Source organism: Nocardia altamirensis NBRC 108246, assembly GCF_001612685.1.
Classification (GTDB): domain Bacteria; phylum Actinomycetota; class Actinomycetes; order Mycobacteriales; family Mycobacteriaceae; genus Nocardia; species Nocardia altamirensis.
Map to the genome: position 1 here is coordinate 153,026 of NZ_BDAY01000015.1, position 22,587 is coordinate 175,612.

Here is a 22,587-nt window from a genome sequence, read left to right on the forward strand (position 1 = left end):
CGCCGAGTGCACGCAAGGCGAAGGCAATGAGTTCGGGGACAACACTTTCCCCGTGTTGCGCCGTGGCAAGCGGACCGACGAGCACCTCGCCGATCGCGCCGACCAGCGCGGCCGCACTGATCAATGGGTCTTGCGGCGGCAGCTCGCCGGACGAAACACCGTCCGCGACAGCCTGTTCGAAGGCCGCGGCGAAGGCGCGCCGGAAGCGGAGGCGTTCCGCGTCGACCGCGGCGTCGACCGGTTCGACGAGCAGCACGTAGGCGAGCTTCGGATTCTTCATGGCGCGTCCGGCGAAGGTCTCCACCGCCGCGGTCACCCGCTCGATCGCCGTGCCCGCATGGCTGGCGGCGGCAACGGCGGCCACTTCCCGGATGACGACCTTGCGGAACACGGCGGTGACCAACTCGGTCTTGTCCGTGAAGTTCTTGTAGACGGTGCCGGTGGCAACGCCCGCTTCCGCGGCGACCGCCGCCATGGACAGCCCCGCGTATCCCGACCTGGACAGCACCTCGGTCGCGGCGGCCACGATCAGGCCCGCCTGCGCGTCGAGGCGGGCCTGCACAGCAGGGGTTCTGCGGTAGGCCATACAAGAAGTGAACCATGAATTCATTTCTTGCCACAAGCGCGGTTTTACAACGTATGTTCGGGGCGTGAGCAGACTAATCACAGTCAACGCCCGCACGGGCGCCACAGAGTCGAACAGCAGCGAGGTGTGGTCATGAGTGTGCGAATCGAACGCGACGGTCCGGTGACCACGGTGATCCTGCACCGCCCCGAAGCACGCAACGCGGTCGACGGACCGACCGCGGCGGCGCTGGCCGACGCCTTCCGCGAGTTCGACGCCGATCCCAACGCCGCGGCGGCGGTGTTGTGGGGCGACGGCGGCACCTTCTGCGCAGGCTCCGACCTCAAGAGCCTCGGCACCGAACGGTCCAACCACGCCACCGAGGAAGGCGACGGCCCGATGGGGCCGACGCGGATGCGGTTGTCCAAGCCGGTGATCGCCGCCGTTTCCGGCTACGCCGTCGCGGGCGGGCTCGAGCTCGCGCTGTGGTGCGATATGCGAGTTGCCGAGCAGGACAGCACCTTCGGCGTGTTCTGTCGCCGCTGGGGCGTGCCGCTCATCGACGGGGGCACCCTGCGCCTGCCCCGCATCATCGGCGCGGGCCGCGCGATGGACCTGGTGCTCACCGGCCGCCCGGTCGACGCCGCAGAGGCGCTGCAGTTCGGCCTGGTGAACCGTGTCGTCCCGACCGGCGAAGCCCGTAGTGCCGCAGAACAACTCGCCGCCGAGCTGGCCGCCCTCCCCCAGGCCTGCCTGCGCTCGGACCGCATGTCGCTGCTGGAACAGGACGGGATGGACGAGGTCGCCGCGCTGCGCAACGAATTCCGGCACGGCTTGACCGCGATGGCCAACGGAGCGCTCGACGGAGCCAAGCGCTTCGCCGCCGGTGCGGGCCGCCACGGCGCAACGGCGTGAACCGGCCGGGCCGGTTGAGTGTCGTCGACGAGATCTTTCTGCGGACCCATCGTGGCCTCGGCACTCCCATTGCGCTGCAAGGGTTGTGGCGCACCGCCGACCGCATCGATCCCGACCTGCTGCGGCGGGTGCATGCGGCGTTGCGCACCGGCCCGCTCGGGCGGCGGGTAGTTCGTCCTCGGGTGCCGGGCGCACGCCGCGCCTGGCAGGCGAACACGAGCGCGCATCCGCTCGTGCTCGCCGACCGGCCCCTTCCCGCTGCCGCCCTCTTCGAGTGGGCCGACGCGCAGGGCGCCGACCTGGATCCCGAGTTCGGTCCTGGCTGGCGGCTGTCCGCGACCGCACTGGACGACGGCGGTTCCCTTGTCTCCCTGACCTGTTCGCACGCGCTCGCCGATGGCCGAGCACTGGTCCTCGCCATCGACGACGCGATGGGCGGCCGGTCGTTGGCAGCCGGACCCGATCGCGCACGCACTGATGCGCACGCGAAGCTCGATCCAGGCAGTCAGCCGTATGCTGTTGGCCCCGAGTCGGATTGGGCCGATGCCCGACGCCAGTGGTCGACTGTCCTGCGCGGCACGGCGAAGGCATTGCGCGGCGGTATTCCCGAGCGCCCACATCCCCAGACAGGCCGCGAACCGGTCCGCACCACCGGCGGACCAACGCATAGCGCGGTACTGCAATGCGCCGCCGCCGACTGGGACCGCACCGCCGCCGCTCACCAGGGCACCGCGAACAGCCTCTTCATCGCCTTGGTCGCGAACACACTGTGGGCCACCGGATTCCCGAACGACACGATCGACGCCAGTCTCCCGGTCGACACTCGGGACGAACCCCGCGTCGACAACGACCTCGCGATGACCGATATCACCGTCGACCGCACCGACACCCCGGCGACGATCCGCGAAAAGTCCCGCGCCGCTTACGAACATCGCATGTCGAGCCCGGGCGGCATGCCTGAGGAACTGCTTCAGGTGATCCCCGACCGCTGGGCCTACGCGCTGTCCAAGGGCGCGGGCGAGCGAGACATCCTGTGCTCCAATATCGGCGCCATACCTGCCACGCTGCGCACCCTCGGCCCCCATCGCTGCCTCGGCGTCGCCGCCCGCGCGATCCACCCCGGTCTCACCGCGGCACATCTGCCGCGTACCCGCCTGTCCGGCTACCTGTGCCGCCTCGCCGACGACTACGTGCTTTCGCTGGTCAGCCTGGACCCGGATCGCGTCGAATCCGGCTCCGCACTGGCCACGTTCGCCCGCAAGACGCTCGAGCTGCCGGTCCGCGTGTGGTGAGCCGAATTCACTCCGCGGTGTCGAGGTCGTACGCGGTCAGCGCCGCCGCGAACAGCTGGGCGTGGTCGGCCCGGTTGGGGTCGTACCCGGTGAGTGTGCCGACCCGGTTGAGCCGATAGTTGAGCGTATTGCGGTGCACCACAAGGGCCGCCGCCGCCTGCTGGCGGTTGTAGTCGTTGTCGATGAGCGCACGCAGCGCGTCGAGCAGATGCTGCTGGTCGTGCAGCGGATGCAGCAACGTGAGCAGCCAGGAGCGTGCCGGACCCGGCCGCGCGAGCTGATACTGCAGCGCCACGTCGGCCATCCGGTACACGGCGGTCGGTCGCCGCAGTTGATAAGCGAGCCTGGCGATTTCGCCCGCCTCCGCCGCGGCGGCGGGGATGTCATCGATCCCTTCCGCGACGGCAAGTCCGGCGACCGTCCGCACACCGGCGGCGTGCGCGACCTTGCTGACGAACGTGTCGAGCGCACCCGCGAATTCGCCTGCCGCGCTCGGCACCAGCACCACCCCGCCGCCGCGTTCGACGGTGCTCAGCACCCGATCCGACACCGCGTCGATCTCGGCCTGCACGATCCGCAACACCGGCCGCGCACCGGCCGCCGGATCCGACTCGGCGACCCGGAAGACCAGCACCTCGAACCCGCCGTCCAGCGAGATGCCGAACCGCTCGGCCAGCAGATCGGTGGGCGACCCGTGCAGCAGCGCCTGTGCCACAGTGCGTTTCGCCTCGCGCTGCTCCCAGTGCAGGTCCTGCCGCTCCCGCAGGTACGCGCCTGCGACACCGGGCGTCACCGCACCGAGGTAGCCGAGCACGGACGGCACCGCCGCCAGGAGTTGTTCGCGCTGCTGCGGCGACGTCGCCGTGGCGGCCACCGACTTCCAGGCCGCGGCCGCGCCGAAGTGATAGACCGACAGCACGGTGTCGAGCGGGATCCCGGCCCGTGCCCGCCGCACCGCGACATCGATCAGCTCGGTCAGCTCCTCCTGCTGCGGCGGCCGACCGTCGACCAGCGACCGCAAAAACAACCGCAGGTTGGCCTCGACGGCGTGCGGCAGATCGTCCTTCGCGTCGGCCGACAACTCCCGATAGTCGGGCACCGCGACAAGTACCTCGGACAACAGATCTCGGGCAACGTCGGGCAGCACGGACCTGATGTATTTCGAGAGTTCGTCCAGCGCGGTGGCATCGGTGCGAGCGGTCACCCGCACATTGTTTGCACAGACAAACCGCTGCGCACAACACCTAGCCGCGAACCGGTCCGATTAGTGCATCCGACCAACCCAAATCCCGTCCGATGCACAAACATCGACCACGATCCCTTGGCATCCGAACGATGAGCAACACCACAGCGGCTACTGGACGGCATCCTTGCGCTCGTTCCCGACCTCGTGCCGATAGCCGACAAGCACGGTGCAGATCAACGACAACGCCACCACAGTTTCGGCGATGAAGAACGAGCCGAAGTCGATCACCGAACCGATGGGTGGCGAGCCAGGCACCGCGTTGCGCAACGGGATCATCGCGAACAGCACCGCGGCCATCAAGGTGTTGGCGGGCCAGATCAGCCCGCGCTTGCCGGAAAGCACGTAGAACGCCGCCGTCCCCGCCGCGAGCGCCAGCCCGAGCATCAGCACCATCACGAACAGCGCGAAAGTCAGCGACGCGGTCGACCTGGACACGGTGACGACCGTGCCGATCGCATCGCCGCGCTGCTCGTCATCGATCTTCGGCAGGATCTTGAAGAAGGCATCGAGGCTGTACAGGCTGATCACCATCGGCACGGGCCGGTCACCGCTCGCCGCGGCGGCATCGATGTTCACGCGGTACTTGTCGAACGGGTAGTCGGTGATCATCCCGCCGCCGCCCATCGCGATCCTGACCTCGGAGGCCGAGATCGTCTCGCCTGCCTTGGCCAGGATCGGCTCGGGTTTCACGCCGTAGAGGTCGATCGTGGTGTCGGCGCGGAACCGGCCGAGCTCATCGGCCAAGGCACCGCGCGGCATCGGCGTCACCTGGACAGACATTTCCTGCAGGGCGGCGTCGATCTGGATCACCACCACGTCGAGATCGACGCGGTCGGCGTCGTCGAGATGGCCGATCAGGTGCACCGTCTGCACATGATCCTTCTGCAGCTGATAGAGCGTGAGACTGACGACGATCGCGACGGCGACCACCAGGACGGCCGCCAGCGCGGCGAAGGTCTTCCGGAATCTCGTCACGCTCGTCTCCAGCCATGGTGTGGTGGTGCGAAACAGCAACCACCACACCATAAGGGCCGCCCAGCTACGCCGCGGCGAACGAGCGGTGTGTCGAGGTCAGCGCACCGGCAGCAGCACGGTTTCGGCCCGGTCGAGCACGTCGCTCGGCACCGGGATGCCCGGCTCGAGGTCGGGCGAATCGATCGGCTCGCCCCACACCTGGCGCACCGGCAGCACACCCGACCACACCCCGCCCGCGGCGATATCCGCCGGATCGTCGCCGGGGCCGCCCGCGCGGATCTTCACCGAAGCCTCGGCGAGGTCGAGCGCGAGCACCATGGTCGCCGCCAACTCCTTCTTGTTCGGCGGCCGCACCCGCGCCCACGCGCCGGGCGCGGCATGCTCGGTGATCACCCGGAGCGCGTGCAGCCGCTCAGCGGTGTCGGTGATCTCCGCCGCGCGGCCGTGCACCACCGCGGAGCGGTAGTTCATCGAAAAGTGCATCGCCGAGCGGGCATACACGATGCCGTCGACCAGGGTGATCGCGACCGAGATGTCGCCGGCCAATGCCGCGCGCAGGTTGCCAGCGCCGGTCGAGCCGTGCAGGTACATGGTGTCGCCGTCGCGTCCGTAGATGGTGGGCAGCACCACCGGCGCACCGCCGAGCACCACGCCGAGGTGGCAGATCATCCCTGCGTCGAGCACCGCTTCCAGATCGGCTCGATCGCTGCGTCCACGTTCCTTCGACCGGGTCAGCGTGCTGCGCGGGGTCGACGACAGCGGGGTTCTTGGATCGGCTGAATGGGTCATAAGACCAGGATCGAGTGTCGAGTGGCACTATAGAAGTACCAATTCGAGAAAATTTGAACAGTCCATTCACGAGGTGACCAGTGCTCGACGAACTCCCCATCACGCTCGACCGCGCCCGCTCGGAACCGCTGTCGGTGCAGGTGGCTGCGAGTCTGCGGAACGCGGCAAGCAATGGACTGCTGCGCGGCGGCGACCGGCTGCCGTCCTCCCGCTCGCTGGCCGACCGGCTCGGCGTGAGCCGCACCGTCATCGCCGCGGCCTACGACCAACTGCACGCCGAGGGCTGGATCAGCGGCAAACGCGGGTCCGGCACCTACCTGACCACCGCACCACCCACCACACCCGCGCGCACGATCGTCCACAACGGGGTTGGTATCGGCCCAGCGCTGCTGGATCTGGAACCCGGCGCACCGTGCACCGACGCCATCGACCGGCCCGCCTGGCGCCGGGCCTGGCGCGCCGCCGCCGACGCCTCCCCGCTGGTCCGCAAAGACCGTGCGGGCGAGGCGGAATTCCGCACCGCGATCATCGAACACCTGCTCCGGCATCGCGGGCTCGGCGCAGGCACCGAAACGATGCTGCTCGCCACCGCCGGAACCAGTTCCGCGGTAAGCGAACTCGCGGCCGCCCTGCTTCGTCCCGGCGACAGCGTCGCGATGGAGGACCCCGGATATCAACGTGCCGCAGGCGCTTTCCGCGCCGCAGGAGTCCACGTGCACCCTGTTCCGGTCGACGCGGCAGGCCTGCGGGTCGATCTGCTTCCGCCGCACATCAAGGCCGTGTATTGCACACCGGGACACCAGTTTCCGCTGGGTCCCCGCTTGCCTGCCGCCCGCCGCGTCGAGCTCGTCGACCACGCACGGCGGGCTGACCTGCTGATCATCGAGGACGACTACGACGGCGAATTGCGTTACGACGCCGCGCCATTGCCACTACTGGCGGCGATGGCGCCGGACGTGGTAGTCCACCTCGGCACCACGAGCAAGATCCTCTCGCCGAGTCTCGGCGTCGGCTGGCTGGTCGCCGCGCCGGAGATCACCGACGCGATCGTCGCGTATCGGCAGCGCACCGGGACCAGTCCGAGTCCGGCGGGCCAACAGGTGTTCGTCGCGCTGGCCGCGCACGGCGATCTGGCCAGGCACCTGCGCAGACTGCGCAGGGAGCTGCCGCCACGGCGAGCCTTCGTCGTCACCGAACTCCGCCGCCGCGGGCTCGACGTGCTCGGCGACGACGCCGGTTCCCATGTGGTGGTGCCGCTGCCCTCGGCCGACGCGGAGGAACGCGCGGTGGCCGCCGCACAGGCGCAAGGGGTCGGCCTCGACCCGCTGATGCGCCATCACCTCGGCCCGGAACGGCACCACTTCGGTGTCGCCCTCGGCTACACCGCGCTGTCGTGGCCGGACCTGGCCGTTGCGGTGCCGATCGCCGCCGCGTGCCTGGCCCGGCCGTAGCATGGTCGGCATGACCGAACAGGATGTGCTGGCCAGGATCAAAGCCCTCGTCGATCAGGAGCACGAGCTCCGCGCACAGGCCTCGAAGGGCACCTTGGACCCCAAGGTGGAACGCCAGCAGCTCGCTGAGCTCGAGGTGATGCTCGACCAGGCCTGGGATCTGCTGCGACACCGCAGGGCACGCATCGATCAAGGTGAGTCGCCCGATACCGCGGAACCGAGCTCGCCAGGACAGGTCGAGGGCTACCTGCAGTAGTCGCGATCATGTCGAGTGCACCTACCGAATACGACGTCATCGTGGTCGGTGGCGGGCCCGCAGGCGAGAACGCCGCGGCCTACGCCATCGCCGGGAGCGACCGCACCGCGGTGATCGTGGAACGCGAACTCGTCGGCGGCGAATGTTCCTACTGGGCCTGCGTTCCCAGCAAGGCCCTGCTGCGGCCGGGGCACGTGCTGTCCGCCGCGCGCGCCATGGACGGGATCACCGCGACCGGCCTCGACGTCGAGGCCGTGCTGCGCAGGCGCGACTCCTTCGTCCACGACCTCGACGACGCGTCGCAGGTGCAGTGGGCCAACGACACTCGCATCGACGTCGTCCGCGGCACCGGCAGGCTCGTCGGAGAGCGGCAGGTCGAGGTCGACGGCACGGTGCTGCGGGCCAGGCATGCGGTGGTGCTGGCCACCGGCACCCGCGCGAGCGTTCCCGACGTGCCGGGCCTGCGCGACGCGCTGCCGTGGATCTCCCGCGACGCCACCAATCTGCACGAGGTCCCGCAGCGCGTGGTGATCATCGGCGGCGGCGTGGTGGCCTGCGAGGCGGCCACCTGGCTTGCGTCGCTCGGCGCATCCGTCACCATGATCGTGCGCGGCGCGGCGGTGCTCGCCAACGCCGAACCGTTCGCGAGCGAACGCGTCGTCGCCGCACTGGAATCGAGCGGCGTCAAGGTCGCGCTCGGCACCGAACCGACGGCCGTGCACCGTCCCGATGCCAAGGACACCGGCGAAGGTCGCATCCACGGCGGCGCGGTCACCGTGCGACTGCGCAGCGCCGACGGCGACACCGAGCTCGAGGCCGACGAGATCATCGTGGCCGCGGGCCGCACACCGGCCACCGAGGGCCTGAACCTGGCCGCGGTCGGACTGCCGGACGGCTACGTGTCCGTCGACGACCACCTGACCGCCCGCGACGTGCCAGGCGACTGGCTCTACTGCGTCGGCGACCTGAATCACCGTGCGGCCCTGACGCATATGGGCAAGTACCAGGCGCGGGTGTGCGGCGACGTGATCGCGGCCCGCGCCGAGGGCAAACCACTCACCGACCCGAAGTTCACCGCGAGCGCCGACCACAGCCAAGTGCCCCAGGTGGTCTACACCGCCCCCGAGGTCGCGTCCGTCGGGCTGACCGAGGCGGCCGCCCGCAAAGCGGGCCACTCGGTCGAGACAGTAGAGCTCGACATCGCAATCGCCGGATCCGCGTTGGCCCGCAACGATTTCGCGGGCCACGCAAAGCTGGTCATCGACACCACCACCGACACCCTCCTCGGCGCGACCTTCGTCGGCCCCGAGGCAGGCGAACAACTACACGCGGCCACCATCGCGGTCGTCGGCAAGGTGCCGCTGGCAACCCTGTGGCACGCAGTTCCCGCGTTTCCGGCCGTGAGCGAGTTCTGGTTACGTCTGTTGGAGGCGCGGCGCGCGTAGCTACCATCGGTGGATGGTGGCATCGACGGATATCCAGACCGCCGACGGAGTCGTGCGCGGTCGTCGTGGCCGCCGCGTGTTGCGCTGGCGGTCCCTGCCCTACGCGGCCCCTCCGGTGGGTGACTTGCGGTTTCGGGCTCCACAACCGGTTACGCGGTGGGCCGGGGTTCGCGAGAGCACCGAGTTCGGGTTCGCGGCGATGCAGCATCGGGCAGGTGCGCGGGTCGGGCCGCGTAGCTACCAGCCGACTGCAGAGGATGCGCTGACACTGAATGTCACCGTGCCGACGACCCCGTCGAGCACACCGCGCCCGGTGCTCGTCTTCATCCACGGCGGCGGCTACCTCACTGGCACGTCGGCGCTCGCGCTGTACTCCGGCGGGCGGCTCGCGGTGCGCGGGGACGTCGTGCTGGTGTCGCTGAATTATCGGCTCGGCGCGTTCGGCTACGTCGATTTCGGTGAGTTCTCCACGCCGGACCACGATTTCGAGTCGAATCTCGGCTTGCGCGACCAGGTCGCGGCGTTGGCGTGGGTGCGCACGAATATCGCCGCGTTCGGCGGCGATCCCGACAATGTGACCGTCTTCGGCGAGTCTGCGGGTGCGCACGCGGTGCTCAGTCTGCTGGCCACGCCCGCCGCGAAAGGTCTTTTCCATCAGGCCATTTCGCAGAGCCCGCCGGCCGACTGGGCGATGACCGCCGCGGATGCCCGCGCCTTCGCCCTGCGCTGCGTCGACAAGCTCGGCGCGACGCCGGACACCGCGGCGAAGGCGCTGCTGACGGCGAGCGCCAACGATATTCGCCGGGCCGTCGACCGCACCAGCAATCGGGTGCTGCGCGAACGGCGCGGCCTGTTCCCCATCGCCCCGGTGGTCGACGGCGATTTTCTCCCGCAGGCGCCCATCGATGCGATCGCCGAGGGCAACGCCCACCGCGTTCCGCTCATCATCGGCACGAACCGGGACGAGGGCACGCTGTTCGCGAAGTTCGCCGACTCGCTGCCGACCACGCCGGACCGCCTCCGCGCCGCGGTGGGCGACGACGCCGAATCTCGCATCGCGGCAACATATCCCGGTTATCCGGCGGCCAAGGCCGCGGTGCGAGCCGGTGGCGACTTCGTCTTCTGGCGCCCGTCGGTCACCGTGATGGCCGGACACAGCCGCTATGCGCCGACCTACGCCTACCGCTACGACTTCACGCCGCGCGCGGCACAGCTCGCCGGTCTCGGCTCGACGCACGCCTCCGACCTGATCCCGGTCTTCGGATTCGGCGAATCGCCTGCCGGCCGCGCCATTACCGCGCCCGGCGGTCGCCGTGGCCTGCGGGCCGTCACCGACCAGTTCCAGGACAACTGGCTGGCCTTCGCTCGCACCGGCGCGCCGCTGCCGTCCTGGCCCGCCTACACCGAGGACAGCCGCACCACCATGATCATCGACTCCCCCGCCCGGCTCGAGCACGATCCGGACAAGGCCAAACGCCTTGCCTGGCAAGGTGTCCGAGTACCGACCCTGACTACTTGAGTAGCCTGGACATCCTGCGGTCGGCGAGGATCTTCCCGCCGGTCTGACAGGTCGGGCAGTACTGGAAGGAACGCTCGGCGTAGGAGACCTCGCGGATGGTGTCACCGCAGACCGGGCACGGCAGGCCGGTGCGCGCGTGCACCTGCATGCCCGACCGTTTCTCGCCCTTCAGGCGGGCGGCATCCTGGCCGACGGAGCGCTGGACCGCATCGGTGAGCACCGCACGCATGGCCGCGTACAGCTCCGAGACCTTCGCCGCCGCCATGGTTTTCGTATTGGCGAACGGCGAGACCCGTGCGGTGTGCAGGATCTCGTCGGAGTAGGCGTTGCCGATACCTGCCAGCAGGGTCTGGTCGACTATCGCAGTCTTGATCCGCTGCGAAGTGCCGCGCAGGATCTCGGTGAACTGCTCCTCGGTCAGCTCGAGCGCGTCCGGACCGAGCCGCGCGATGCCCGGCACCAGCTTCGGGTCGTCGACGATGTAGACCGCGAGCCGCTTCTTGGTGCCTGCCTCGGTGAGGTCGATGGCGGGCGTCGCGCCCTCCGGGGTGAAGAAGTGCACCCGCAACGCCAAGGGGCTCTTGCCGCCCGGCTTGGGCGGCGTCTGACTCGGTTCATCGATCCAGCGCAGCCAGCCACCCCTGGACAGATGGGTGATCATCCAGATCTCGCCGCACTGCATCCCGAGGAACTTCCCCCAGCGACCGGCACCGGTGACGTCCCGCCCGGACAGCGCCGTCACCGGCGGATCGAAGGTCTTCACAGCGCTCAATGCCGCCACATCCACGCGCCCGACCACCGCGCCGACCGCATGTTCCCGCAGAAACTGCGCCAGCGCCTCCACCTCAGGTAGTTCGGGCACACGCCAAGGTTACCGACGACCACCGACAACCACAGGTCTGTCGCGCCCGACGCACCGGCGACCGGTGCGCGTCGCGAACGCTCAGCTTCGTCCTGACCACTCTGGCGGCTGTGCCTTCGGTTCGCTCACGCTCACAGAACGCCGTGCGGAGCGCCATCGCGCAGGAGATAGACGTCGAAGATCCACCCCTTGCGCGCCCGCAGCTCGGCGCGGCGGCGCACGATCTCGTCTTCGACCTCGCGCAACGGCCCCTCGATCAACGTCTCGTCCGGCATCCCCAGGTAGGCGCCCCACCAAATGTGCACGTCCGCGCCGGGCACCTCGGTGAACGAGCAGTCGCCGTCGAGCAGCACGACCGCCGAACCGTCGAGCCCGTCGGCCCGCAGCCGCCGGCCGGTGGTCACCTGCACCGGCTCGCCGATGCGATGCAGCACCATCCGATGCCTGGCCGCCAGCGCCTGCACGCTGGTGACACCGGGAATCACCGCGTACTCGAACCGCACCTGCCCGCGCGCAAGCACCCGCTCGATCATCCGCAATGTGCTGTCGTACAGCGAGGGATCACCCCACACCAGGATCCCGCCGATCCCGTCGGCCTGCGCGAAGGCGGCCTCGAGCACCGTGGACCTGCGCTCGTGCCAATCCTCGACCACCCCTTGATAATCCGCGGGTGCCCGGTCCCGAGGCGGGTCGGCGATATCGACGATCCGATAGGGCCGATCGACATGCTCAGCCAGGATCGCCGTCCGCACCTCGACGAGCTCGCGCTTCTCCTCGCCCTTGCCGATCACGAAGAACACGTCGACCTGACGCATCGCCTTGATCGCCTGCACCGTCACCTGGTCGGGATCGCCGGCGCCGATGCCGATCACATAGAGCATGTGCATGCGCCGAGCTTGCCAGGCCGCAGGAAGACTAGAGTGGCCAGGCGTGGCGACCGATACCCAGTACGAGGATTTGCTCCGGCTGGTGCTGGACTCCGGCACGGCGAAGAAGGATCGCACCGGCACCGGAACGCGCAGCATCTTCGGCCATCAGCTGCGCTACGACCTGTCGGCGGGCTTCCCACTGATCACCACCAAAAAGGTGCATCTCAAGTCGATCGTCTACGAGTTGCTCTGGTTCCTGCGCGGCGATTCCAACGTGGGCTGGCTGCAGGAGCACGGCGTCACCATCTGGGACGAATGGGCCGACGCCGACGGCGAACTCGGTCCGGTCTACGGCGTGCAGTGGCGGTCGTGGCCGACGCCGGACGGCATGCACGTCGACCAGATCTCCGAGGTGCTGCACACGCTGCGCACCAACCCGGACTCCCGGCGCATGCTCGTGTCCGCGTGGAACGTCGCCGAACTCGACAAGATGGCGCTGGCGCCGTGCCACGCGTTCTTCCAGTTCTACGTGGCCGACGGCAGGCTGTCCTGCCAGCTGTATCAGCGCAGCGCCGACCTGTTCCTCGGTGTGCCGTTCAATATCGCCAGCTACGCACTACTCACCTACATGGTGGCCCAGCAGACCGAGCTCGTCCCCGGCGATTTCATCTGGACCGGCGGCGACTGCCACATCTACGACAACCACCTCGATCAGGTCAACGAGCAACTGACCCGCGATCCGTACCCGTTCCCCACACTGCACCTCCGGCCTGCGCCGACCCTGTTCGACTACGCCTACGACGACGTGGAAGTGGTTGACTACCAGCATCATCCGGCGATCAAGGCACCGGTGGCGGTGTGAGTTCCCGCACCATCGGGCTGATCTGGGCGCAAACCCCCGACGGAGTGATCGGTGTCGAGAACACCATCCCGTGGCGGGTGCCCGAGGACACGGCGAACTTCAAAGCGATCACCATGGGACATCCGGTGGTGATGGGCAGGCGCACCTGGGATTCCCTGCCTGCCCGATTCCGCCCGCTCGTCGGCAGGCGCAACATCGTGGTGACCAGGCAACCCGAGTGGACCGCCGAGGGCGCCGAGCGCGCCGGATCGGTGGCCGACGCGCTGGCACTGAGCGGCGACGACACCGTGTGGATCATGGGCGGTGGTGAAATCTATCGCGCCGCTATGGATTTCGCCTCCGACCTGCTCGTCACCGAGGTGGAGAGCACTGTCGCAGGCGATGCGTTCGCCCCCGAGATCGGCCCGGAATGGACGGTCGACGACGACGCACCGTGGCAGGAGTCGACGTCGGGCCTCCGATACCGCATCCGCCGCTACACCCGCCGCAAAACCCACTAATTGGCAAACTCCCCGCATCGATCATTGCGGCCACACAACACCGTTCGATCACAGAACGCCCCTGCCGTGCAAACACCACCCGTGACCAGGCAGGGTCGGGCATACTCCAGGGTAAGCGGGGCCGGGCCTTCGTTCGTTCGTGCCCCCGAGCCGGTGCGACCAGCCCTCGCATCGGCTGCTGTCATTGCGAAAGGCGGTCCATGGACAAGAAATCGCTGACTGCGGTTGCCAGGCAACAGCTCAAGTTGGCCAGCACCGCCACGAGCGGACGCAGTTCGCAAACCATCTACGGCGGTCACGCGAATTCGCTGCGCCAGACCGTGGTCGGCCTCAGCGCGGGCCAGAGTCTGGCCGAACACGACAATGCGGGCGAAGCCACCATGCTCGTGCTCAGTGGCACGCTGACCTTGATCAGTGGCGACAACGAGTGGAAGGGCTCCGCGGGCGACCTGATCGTGGTGCCCAAGGCCAGGCACAGCGTCAAGGCTGTCGACGACGTCGCCTTCCTGCTGACGGTCGCCAAGTAGTAACCGGCAACGCCTGCGGCAATCGCGGTGCCGCTCGGTCGGCGGCGCCGCGCCTGGCACTAGGCTGATGATCATGAGTGAGCCGCAGCCGATTCTCGATCCGCTCACCCCGGCCGCGATCTTCCTGGTCGCCACCATCGACGAGGGCGGCGAGGCGGTCGTGCGGGACACCATCGCCGATCTGTCCGGCCTGCGCCGCTCGGTCGGTTTCCGGCTGCCGGGGGCGGGGCTCAGCTGCGTCGCCTCGATCGGCTCTGCGGCGTGGGATCGACTCTTCGCCGGACCGAAGCCTGCCGAGCTGCACGAGTTCCCCGGCTTCGTCGGCGAGCACCACCAGGCCCCCGCGACGCCAGGCGATCTGCTGTTCCACATTCGCGCGGAGAACCAGGACGCCTGCTTCGAGCTGGCCATGACGATCGGCGATCGGCTCGCAGGCGCGGCAACGATCGTCGACGAGACCGTCGGCTTCCGCTACTTCGAACAGCGCGACCTGCTCGGCTTCGTCGACGGCACCGAGAACCCGGAGGGCCGATCCGCCTATGCCGCCGCGTTGGTCGGCGACGAGGACCCCGAGTTCCGCGGCGGCAGCTACGTCATCGTGCAGAAATACCTGCACCCGATGGCGGACTGGCGCGCGCTGACCGTCGAGCAGCAGGAGAAGATCATCGGGCGCACCAAGCTCGACGACTTCGAGCTCTCCGACGCCGACAAGCCCGCCGACTCGCACGTCGCGGTGAACACCATCGTCGACGCCGACGGCACCGAGCGCCAGATCCTGCGCGCCAACATGCCGTTCGGCAGCGTCAAGGACGGTGAGTTCGGGACGTACTACATCGCCTACGCGGCGACGCCGAGCATCACCGAGCTGATGCTCACCCGCATGTTCGTCGGCACCGACGAGGCGGCCTACGACCGGATCCTCGACTTCTCCATCGCAGTCACCGGCACGTCCTTCTTCGCGCCGTCGTTGGACTTCCTGGAAGAACTTCCGCCACCACCGGAGCCTGCGGTCGCGGCGGAAGCGGTGCAGCCCAACGACATCGGCTCGGGCTCACTCGGTATCGGCACGTTGAAAAGGAGCATGCAGTCATGAACAACCTCCATCGCGAACTCGCGCCGGTCACCGACGAGGCATGGTCGGCGATCGAGGAAGAGGCGACACGCACCTTCAAACGGCACATCGCCGGGCGCCGCGTCGTCGACCTGTCCGGCCCGCACGGCCTCGACTACGCCGCGGTCGGCACCGGGCACACCACCCAGATCGCCGCGCCCGCCGAGGGCGTGCTCGCCAAGCAGCGGATCGTCGCGCCGCTGGTCGAGCTGCGGGTGCCGTTCCGGCTCTCGCGCGAGGAGCTCGACAATGTCGAGCGCGGCGCCAAGGACACCGACCTCGATCCGGTGAAGGACGCCGCGCAGCGGATCGCGTTCGCCGAGGATCGGGCCATCTTCGAGGGCTATCAGGCCGCAGGCATCACCGGCATGCGAGCCAGCTCGACCAACGATCCGATCTCGCTGCCCAACGATCCACGGCTGGTGCCTGAGTCGATCGCGCTCGCGCTCAGCGCGCTGCGGCTGGCCGGCGTCGACGGGCCCTACTCGGTGCTGCTCAGCGCTGATCTGTTCACCGCGGTCAGCGAGACCTCCGACCACGGCCATCCGATCCGCACGCACATCGAGCGCCTCATCCCGGACGGCGAGATCGTCTGGGCGCCTGCGATCGACGGCGCGTTCGTGCTGACCACCCGCGGCGGTGACTTCGATCTCCGCCTCGGACAGGACCTTTCGATCGGTTACCTGTCGCACGACGCCGACTCGGTGCAGTTGTACTTCCAGCAGAGCCTGACCTTCCTGGTGCACACCGCCGAGGCCGCGGTCGCGCTGCAATCTTGAACACCCGCTCGATATCCCGCACGCACGCGCGACGGCCGTGCGGGATATCGAGCGAAATGCGGGAGCACCCGGCGGCCGGTAGCGTGTGCCGCAGCAGGCCGGAAGCAGGTGGATGAGATGACAATGGTGCGGGCGGGTGTCGTCCCCACACAGCGCGCGGCGCTGTACAGCGTCCTCGGGATTCTGGCGACCGTCGCGATGGCCGCGGCGATCGTCGGACTGTTCGGGGTGAACCGGGTGTTCACCGGATTGCTCGTCGGCGCGATCGCCGGTGTCGCCGTGATGGCGGCGCTGTTCACCCGAGACGCCATCCTGCTCACCGAGCAGGCGATCTACCGCCGCACGCCGTGGACGGTGTCCAGCATCGACTGGGACCGCGTGGTCGCCGGCCGCTTCACCCTCGACGACCGCGCGCGCTGGTCGCTCGCCCTCGACCTCTCCGGCGGCGACGAACAACACGGCGAACTGGTGCTGCTCTCGATTCCGCCGGTGCTCCGCCCGGTCTCCGGCGCCTACGACCTGCGCAAGCGCGAGCAGGTCAACGAAATCCGAGCCCTGCTGCGCCACAAACGAATCCCGGTCACCGTGCTCCCCGAAATCGCGGGTGCGCTGCAGCAGCACTGGCAGATCGCGCCGCCGACCCGCTGATCTCGGCGCGGTCGTCCACAGCGACGCGACCTTACGCGGCAGGCGGTTCCAGCCGTTCGAGCAGCTGGTGTGCCGCCGTGCGCAGCGCGTCCAGGTCGCCGGGCCAGCCGAGCACGCGCAGGGCCGCGTCAGGGATCGTCCGCTCGGCGGCGGCCGGTGCGACACCTTCATCCGAGCGGATGCCGATCACCATCTCGACCAGCCGGAACGGCAGGGCTTGCGCGTCGGTGATGCCTGCGCCGCCGACTTCGGCCAGCACGGCGGCGGCCAAAGCCTCATAGTGTCTGCGCAATTCGTCACGGCGGAGCCGGAAGGTCGCGAATCGGGCGGTACGCACCTCGGGAAGCAGGTAGAGCGCACCGAGATTCCAGCGCGCCGCGCAGAGCTGCCTGACGTCGAAGGATGCCAGCGCGTAGAGGCGGGTCGGCGCCGATTCCTTGACCGCGTCCAGCCGGACAGCGAGTTCCAGTGGGGTGGTGACGGTTTCGGCGAGTAGCGCGTCGAGGATGTCGTCCTTGGCCGCGAAGTGGTGGTACAGCGAGGCCTGTCTGATGCCGACGGCGTCGGCGATCACCCTGGTCGAGGTGTTGGCATAACCGTTGGTGGTGAACAACTCTCCGGCAGCGTCGAGGATCTCGGCGCGCGGTGTCCCGCCGCGACGGAGTCGCTGCGCTATCCGGGGACGGCCGGGGCCGAGGTTTGCCACAGGGCCCATTCTGGCAGGCGGCGCGGCGCGACGATCGTGCCCACCCCCGCCACATGGCATATTCCTGCCATTTACCGCGGACGCCCGGAAATATACCCGTAACCGGGGTTAGCGTAAGCGATACATGCGGGTCACGAAAAGTGCGATCACCTCCTTAAAACTGTCATCTGATAGGTATTGGCCGCATGCTTAAGGACCCGCCATGGCCGCAACGCTCACCTCCGCCCCACCGCCCGACACCAGCGCGGACGGTCTCGACCTCACCCGATTCGGCTATCAGCCGGTGCTGCATCGCAAACTCGGGCGCTACGCCTCGTTCGCCGCAGGGTTTTCCTTCGTCTCCATCCTCACCACGATCTTCCAGTTCTTCGGCTTCGGCTATTCGTTCGGCGGCGCCGCATTCTTCTGGACCTGGCCGATCGTCTTCGCGGGCCAGTTCCTGGTCGCGCTCAATTTCGCCGAATTGGCCGCGCATTACCCGATTTCCGGCTGCATATATCAGTGGTCGCGGCGACTCGGCGGCGAGATCGTCGGCTGGTTCGCGGGCTGGATGATGATCATCGCGCAGATCGTGACCGCTGCAGCAGCCGCCATCGCGCTGCAGGTGGTCCTGCCGTCCATCTGGAGCGGCTTCCAGCTCATCGGTGACGACACGGCACTCACCTCGGCCTCCGGCGCGACGAACGCGGTGCTGCTCGGCAGCGTGCTGCTGATGATCACCACGCTGATCAATGTGATCGGCATCGATGTGATGGCGCGGATCAATTCGATCGGCGTCACCGTCGAGATCGTCGGCGTGCTCGCGATCATCGCGCTGTTCTTCAGCAACACCGAGCGTGGTCCCGGCGTTGTCCTGCAGACCGACCAGGCAGCACCGGGCCCGTACTGGGCCGCGTTCCTGGTCTCGGGACTGATGGCCGCCTACGTGATGGTCGGATTCGATTCCGCCGGTGAGCTTTCCGAGGAAACGAAGAACCCGCGCCGGGTGGCGCCGCGCACCATCCTGACCGCGCTGTCGGCGTCCGCGCTCGGCGGCGGGCTGCTGCTGATCAGCGCGCTGATGGCCGCGCCGAGCCTGTCCGACGGGGCACTGGCCACCGACGGCCTCGCCTACGTGCTCACCGCCAAACTGAACAGCCCGGCGGGCACGGTGCTGCTCGGCTGTGTCGCGGTGGCGATCACGGTGTGCACCTTGGCAATTCAGACCGCCGGATCACGCCTGATGTTCTCGATGGCCAGGGACGGCAAGCTGCCGTTCGCCAAACCACTTGCCGTCGTGCACAACCGCTTCGGCACCCCGGTCCTGCCCTCGATCGTCATCGGCGTGCTCGGAATCGGCTTGCTGCTGGTCAATCTCGGCAATGCCGCGATCTTCGCCACGCTCGCCAGCGTGTGTATCGTGACGCTGTACCTGGCCTATCTGCTGGTGACGGTGCCGCTGCTGGTGCGACGCTGCAAGGGCTGGCCTGCCGAGGACCCCGACACGACGCTGTTCAGCCTCGGCCGCTTCGGCATTCCGATCAACGTGCTCGCCGTGACCTGGGGCATTGCGATGGCGGTGAACCTGGCGTGGCCACGCGCCGAGGTATACACCCCCAAGGGCGGCGGCTGGTGGATGCTCTGGGCCGCACCGCTGTTCGTGCTGCTCGTGGTCGCGGTCGGCGTGCTCGTGCACTGGTTCGTGCGCACGGCGCCGCGCGCCGAAACCGCTACGCAGCCCGCCTGACTCAGCCGCGCGGTGGTGGCGTCGGCCACCACCGCGCTGTGCGAATCGAACTGACAGCACCCGTCGAAGGGAGCACTGATGACCAGCACCGCATCCACCATGGGCGCCATGGCGCACGCTCGCGCGCAGGCAGCCGCCGCGGCCATCGCGGAGCCCGCACTGCCCGAGGGTGTCGACGCCGCCGCCATAACCTTTGCCCAGCGCATTCCGGCGAGCGGCTATGCCAACGTCGCGCTGGGGCGCGGCACCCGGATCCGGCTGTCCGACCCGGCGGGCGCCGCGTGCGCGCATCTGCTGCTGGTACGCACGGACGCGCCGTGGGAACGACTGAATGTCGCTGACACCGTGAAGGTTCCGTGGCAGGCCTATCTCGGCGACGGACATCCGCTGCTGTCCGACCAGGGCCGCGTCCTCGCCACCGTGCTGGCCGATACCTCGGGCCGCCACGACACCCTGTGCGGGCCGACCGCCGAGGCACGGCAACTGCTTCGCCTTGCCGGGGCCAAACACGGTCTGGCACCGCGGGATATCGGCCCGACAGTGTCGTTCTTCCGCGGGATCCGCGTCGAGGCCGACGGCGCGCTGACCGCCACCGGCAGCGCCGTCGCCGGTGCGTCGGTCGACCTGCTGGTACACCTCCCGGTCACCCTGCTTGTCGCCAATGCCGCACATCCGCTCGACGACCGCGCCGCCACCGAGCTCGATGTCGTCGCATGGGCCGCGCAGGCGGACCTCGAGGTCACGCACAACACCGACCCGGAATATCAACGGGCGGTGCAGAACACCGAACAGGCCTGGATCGCCGCGCGCACGCCGGAGGTAACGCCATGACCAGCACGGAGCGTACCGTCGTGCGCGACGAGACCGTCCAAGCCCGCGCTCCGTGGTCCGCGGTGGTCCGGGCGGGTGAGCACCTGGAGATCATCGATCTGCACGGCAATCAGGCGGTCGACTGCCTCCTGTACTCGGCCGCCGACCACACCGACCGCTACAGCGCCCAGGCCACCGTCGCCGCACAGCGCAACATCTTCCTCACCACCGGCAGCGTGCTGCTGACCGACACAGGCACCGCCTTGATGACCGTGATCGCCGACGAGGTCGGCAACCACGACACCATCGCGGGTGCCTGCTCGCAGGAGTCGAACACGCTGCGCTACGGCCACCACACCCGCCATCAGCACGCGTGCGTGGAGAACTTCCTCACCGCGGCGATGCAGTGGGGCCTCGACAAGCGGGACCTGGTGTCGAACATCAACTGGTTCATGAACGTTCCGGTGGAGCCGGACGGCACCCTCGGCATCGTCGACGGATTGTCCGCGCCCGGAAAGAAAGTCACGCTGCGTGCCGAGATCGACACCCTGGTGCTGGTGTCCAACTGCCCGCAGATCAACAACCCCTGCAACGGTTTCGACCCGACACCGGTCCGGATGGTGGTGACGCGATGACCCTCGCAGAACTACACCCCCGCGCCGCACCGACTGGCCCTGAGCCGCAGGCAACGCAGACTCCCGCCGCCGAATGCTGCTCGCCGGTTGACGGACAACCGGGTGCCTCGGTCACGGTGGTGCGCCCGGGAATGCTGACCACCGTGCAGGATTGGCCGGGACGGACCGGCTACTGGCACGTCGGAGTGCCGCCATCGGGGCCGATGGACGACCTGTCGTTCCGGCTCGGCAACCGAGCGCTCGGCAACCCCGATGGCGCGGCCGGACTGGAGTGCACGTTGGCCGGGCCCGCACTGCGCTTCTCCGCGCCGACGTGGATATGCGTCACCGGCGCGCCCGTTGACAGCACCGTGGACGGCGCACGCGTGCCGCAGTGGCGCACGGTCCTGGTGCCCGCAGGCGGCCTCCTCGAGGTCGGCGCGCTGCGCGGCCCGGGAATGCGGTGCTACGTGTTGGTCGCAGGCGGCCTCCAGCTGCCCGAATATCTCGGCAGCACCGCCACTTTCACGCTCGGACGGTTCGGCGGCAGCGACGGCGGCGTCCTGCGCGCCGACGAAGTGCTGCCGCTCGGGGCGCCGCACGGCGCCGTCACGACCGGCGTCCCGGCCGACGATCAACCGGCGATGACCGAACGCTGGGAACTGGCCGTCACCGAGGGCCCGCACGGCGCACCGGAATTCTTCACGCGCGCCGACGTCGACACCATCATCGGCACCGACTACGCGGTGCACTTCAACTCCGACCGCACCGGCGTTCGCCTCGTCGGCCCCAAGCCGGAGTGGGCACGCACCGACGGCGGCGAGGCGGGGCTGCACCCGTCGAACATTCACGACACCGCGTATTCGGTTGGTGCACTGGACTTCACCGGCGACACCCCGATCCTGCTCGGCCCGGACGGTCCGAGCCTCGGCGGTTTCGTCTGCCCGGTGACCGTCGTCGCCGCTGACCGCTGGAAGCTCGGGCAGCTGGCACCGGGCAATGCCGTCCGGTTCGTGCCCATCCGCGCCGAGCGCGCCGCCTCGCTGCGCGATCTCGGCCCTGGCCGTCGCGCCGCCTGGCCCATCGTGCTGTCGTCGGGCGGCGACGGTGACGACGGCGTGCTGCGCCGGGCCGAGGTCGACGACGAGACCGGGGTGACCTATCGCCGGGCGGGCGACGACGCGGTACTCGTCGAATACGGCGCCATGACATTGGATCTCGGCCTGCGCGCCCGCGTGCACGCCCTCCATCAGCACCTGCTCGCGGCCGGCGTGCGTGGCGTGACCGAACTGACCCCCGGCATCCGGTCACTCCAGATCCGGGTCGACCCGCACGTCCTCTCCCGCACCGCGCTCCTCGATCTGCTCGCCGAGGCCGAAGCGCAGCTGCCCGCCGCCGATGCGCTCGTCGTCCCCAGCCGCACCGTGCATCTCCCGCTCTCCTGGGACGACCCGTCCACCCGCGAGGCGATCACCCGCTACATGCACGGTGTCCGCGCCGACGCGCCGTGGTGCCCGTGGAATATCGAGTTCATCCGCCGGATGAACGGATTGGCCTCGGTGGCAGAGGTTTACGACACCGTGTTCAATGCCGAATACCTCGTCCTCGGCCTCGGCGACGTGTATCTCGGCGCACCGGTCGCCACCCCGACCGATCCGCGCCACCGCCTGGTGACCACCAAATACAACCCCGCCCGCACCTGGACCCCGCAGAACGCGGTCGGCATCGGCGGCGCCTACCTGTGCATCTACGGCATGGAAGGCCCCGGCGGCTACCAATTCGTCGGCCGCACCACCCAGGTCTGGAACCATCACGCACGCACCGCACTGCCGCCTGGTGCGGACCGCTCCACCGCGGGCGCGGAAACACCATGGCTGCTCCGCTATTTCGATCGCATCCGCTGGTACCCGGTCGAGGCCGACGAACTCCTGGCCCGTCGTGCCGATTTCGCCGCGGGCATGATCGACGTCGACACCGAGGACGGCGAGTTCAGCCTCGCCGAGTACCGAAAGTTCCTCGCCGACAACGCCGAGTCCATCGATGCGTTCCGCGCCACCCAGTCCGCGGCCTTCGGTGCCGAACGCAGCTCGTGGCGGGCGGCCGGGGAGCTCGGCTGAGCG

At 68.8% G+C, this 22,587-nt stretch carries 22 protein-coding genes and 1 pseudogene; 16 read left to right on the forward strand and 7 right to left on the reverse strand.

Annotation, left to right across the window (positions count from 1 at the left end; genetic code table 11):
- Window positions 1–400 precede the first annotated feature (400 nt).
- Window positions 401–610: pseudogene (locus NA11_RS47030) on the reverse strand (TetR family transcriptional regulator); the annotation flags it as partial.
- Between the two features lie 108 nt (window positions 611–718).
- On the opposite strand from NA11_RS47030, the gene NA11_RS10755 reads away from it, so the two are divergent.
- Window positions 719–1,480, forward strand: a complete 762-nt coding sequence (locus tag NA11_RS10755) for a crotonase/enoyl-CoA hydratase family protein (protein ID WP_069161678.1) — start codon at window positions 719–721, stop codon at window positions 1,478–1,480.
- On the forward strand, window positions 1,477–2,772 hold the full coding sequence (locus tag NA11_RS10760; RefSeq protein ID WP_069161679.1) for a hypothetical protein: 1,296 nt from the start codon (window positions 1,477–1,479) through the stop codon (window positions 2,770–2,772). The genes NA11_RS10755 and NA11_RS10760 overlap by 4 nt, the downstream gene beginning before the upstream one ends.
- Before the next feature lie 7 nt (window positions 2,773–2,779).
- Here NA11_RS10760 and NA11_RS10765 read toward each other — a convergent pair whose 3' ends face one another.
- From NA11_RS10765 to NA11_RS10775, 3 genes are all read right to left on the reverse strand, one after another.
- A complete protein-coding gene (locus NA11_RS10765; protein WP_141717519.1) occupies window positions 2,780–3,976 on the reverse strand; it encodes a PucR family transcriptional regulator in 1,197 nt (398 codons plus the stop codon).
- A gap of 150 nt (window positions 3,977–4,126) precedes the next feature.
- Window positions 4,127–4,993 (reverse strand): DUF4436 domain-containing protein, encoded by an 867-nt coding sequence (locus NA11_RS10770; protein ID WP_218023287.1) that lies wholly within the window; start codon window positions 4,991–4,993, stop codon window positions 4,127–4,129.
- A gap of 96 nt (window positions 4,994–5,089) precedes the next feature.
- The gene (locus tag NA11_RS10775) at window positions 5,090–5,782 is read right to left on the reverse strand and encodes a pyridoxamine 5'-phosphate oxidase family protein (protein ID WP_069161681.1); all 693 of its coding nucleotides are present in this window, start codon (window positions 5,780–5,782) and stop codon (window positions 5,090–5,092) included.
- A gap of 80 nt (window positions 5,783–5,862) precedes the next feature.
- On the opposite strand from NA11_RS10775, the gene pdxR reads away from it, so the two are divergent.
- From pdxR to NA11_RS10795, 4 genes are read left to right on the forward strand one after another with little or no spacing between them, the layout of a single operon-like run.
- Window positions 5,863–7,233: a MocR-like pyridoxine biosynthesis transcription factor PdxR gene (gene pdxR / locus NA11_RS10780; RefSeq protein WP_069161682.1), complete on the forward strand. Its 1,371-nt coding sequence runs from the start codon at window positions 5,863–5,865 to the stop codon at window positions 7,231–7,233.
- A 10-nt stretch (window positions 7,234–7,243) separates the two neighbouring features.
- Window positions 7,244–7,489 (forward strand): DUF2630 family protein, encoded by a 246-nt coding sequence (locus NA11_RS10785; RefSeq protein WP_069161720.1) that lies wholly within the window; start codon window positions 7,244–7,246, stop codon window positions 7,487–7,489.
- Between the two features lie 8 nt (window positions 7,490–7,497).
- The gene (locus tag NA11_RS10790; protein WP_069161683.1) at window positions 7,498–8,934 is read left to right on the forward strand and encodes a dihydrolipoyl dehydrogenase family protein; all 1,437 of its coding nucleotides are present in this window, start codon (window positions 7,498–7,500) and stop codon (window positions 8,932–8,934) included.
- A gap of 13 nt (window positions 8,935–8,947) precedes the next feature.
- On the forward strand, window positions 8,948–10,453 hold the full coding sequence (locus NA11_RS10795) for a carboxylesterase/lipase family protein (RefSeq protein WP_069161684.1): 1,506 nt from the start codon (window positions 8,948–8,950) through the stop codon (window positions 10,451–10,453).
- On the opposite strand, the gene NA11_RS10800 is transcribed toward NA11_RS10795, so the two are convergent.
- Complete coding sequence (locus tag NA11_RS10800) at window positions 10,446–11,315, reverse strand: Fpg/Nei family DNA glycosylase (protein ID WP_069161685.1); 870 nt, start codon at window positions 11,313–11,315, stop codon at window positions 10,446–10,448. The two genes, NA11_RS10795 and NA11_RS10800, sit on opposite strands and share 8 nt — an antisense overlap.
- Before the next feature lie 131 nt (window positions 11,316–11,446).
- Window positions 11,447–12,202, reverse strand: coding sequence for a precorrin-6A synthase (deacetylating) (cobF, locus tag NA11_RS10805; protein WP_069161686.1), 756 nt, complete (start codon window positions 12,200–12,202; stop codon window positions 11,447–11,449).
- Between cobF and NA11_RS10810 the strand changes: the two genes are divergently transcribed.
- From NA11_RS10810 to NA11_RS10835, 6 genes are all read left to right on the forward strand, one after another.
- On the forward strand, window positions 12,201–13,046 hold the full coding sequence (locus NA11_RS10810) for a thymidylate synthase (RefSeq protein WP_069161687.1): 846 nt from the start codon (window positions 12,201–12,203) through the stop codon (window positions 13,044–13,046). The two genes, cobF and NA11_RS10810, sit on opposite strands and share 2 nt — an antisense overlap.
- Window positions 13,043–13,546 carry a dihydrofolate reductase gene (locus NA11_RS10815; protein WP_069161688.1) on the forward strand — a complete coding sequence of 168 codons (504 nt, stop codon included), beginning with the start codon at window positions 13,043–13,045 and terminating at the stop codon, window positions 13,544–13,546. Before NA11_RS10810 ends, NA11_RS10815 begins: the two co-directional genes overlap by 4 nt.
- Before the next feature lie 200 nt (window positions 13,547–13,746).
- The gene (locus NA11_RS10820; protein WP_069161689.1) at window positions 13,747–14,073 is read left to right on the forward strand and encodes a cupin domain-containing protein; all 327 of its coding nucleotides are present in this window, start codon (window positions 13,747–13,749) and stop codon (window positions 14,071–14,073) included.
- Window positions 14,074–14,146: 73 nt separating this feature from the next.
- Window positions 14,147–15,166, forward strand: coding sequence for a Dyp-type peroxidase (locus tag NA11_RS10825; RefSeq protein ID WP_069161721.1), 1,020 nt, complete (start codon window positions 14,147–14,149; stop codon window positions 15,164–15,166).
- On the forward strand, window positions 15,163–15,963 hold the full coding sequence (locus NA11_RS10830) for a family 1 encapsulin nanocompartment shell protein (RefSeq protein ID WP_069161690.1): 801 nt from the start codon (window positions 15,163–15,165) through the stop codon (window positions 15,961–15,963). The genes NA11_RS10825 and NA11_RS10830 overlap by 4 nt, the downstream gene beginning before the upstream one ends.
- 117 nt (window positions 15,964–16,080) lie before the next feature.
- On the forward strand, window positions 16,081–16,611 hold the full coding sequence (locus tag NA11_RS10835; RefSeq protein ID WP_069161722.1) for a hypothetical protein: 531 nt from the start codon (window positions 16,081–16,083) through the stop codon (window positions 16,609–16,611).
- Between the two features lie 31 nt (window positions 16,612–16,642).
- On the opposite strand, the gene NA11_RS10840 is transcribed toward NA11_RS10835, so the two are convergent.
- Complete coding sequence (locus NA11_RS10840) at window positions 16,643–17,326, reverse strand: TetR/AcrR family transcriptional regulator (protein WP_084654499.1); 684 nt, start codon at window positions 17,324–17,326, stop codon at window positions 16,643–16,645.
- Window positions 17,327–17,519: 193 nt separating this feature from the next.
- Between NA11_RS10840 and NA11_RS10845 the strand changes: the two genes are divergently transcribed.
- The 4 genes from NA11_RS10845 to NA11_RS10860 all read left to right on the forward strand — a co-directional run bounded on the left by NA11_RS10845 (window position 17,520) and on the right by NA11_RS10860 (window position 22,584).
- On the forward strand, window positions 17,520–19,043 hold the full coding sequence (locus tag NA11_RS10845; RefSeq protein WP_069161691.1) for an amino acid permease: 1,524 nt from the start codon (window positions 17,520–17,522) through the stop codon (window positions 19,041–19,043).
- Between the two features lie 78 nt (window positions 19,044–19,121).
- Entirely contained in the window at window positions 19,122–19,874 is a 753-nt protein-coding gene (locus tag NA11_RS10850; protein WP_069161692.1) for a DUF1989 domain-containing protein, read from the forward strand.
- Window positions 19,871–20,488, forward strand: coding sequence for an urea amidolyase associated protein UAAP2 (locus tag NA11_RS10855; protein WP_069161693.1), 618 nt, complete (start codon window positions 19,871–19,873; stop codon window positions 20,486–20,488). Before NA11_RS10850 ends, NA11_RS10855 begins: the two co-directional genes overlap by 4 nt.
- Window positions 20,485–22,584 carry a 5-oxoprolinase/urea amidolyase family protein gene (locus NA11_RS10860; RefSeq protein ID WP_084654501.1) on the forward strand — a complete coding sequence of 700 codons (2,100 nt, stop codon included), beginning with the start codon at window positions 20,485–20,487 and terminating at the stop codon, window positions 22,582–22,584. Before NA11_RS10855 ends, NA11_RS10860 begins: the two co-directional genes overlap by 4 nt.
- Window positions 22,585–22,587: the final 3 nt, after the last annotated feature.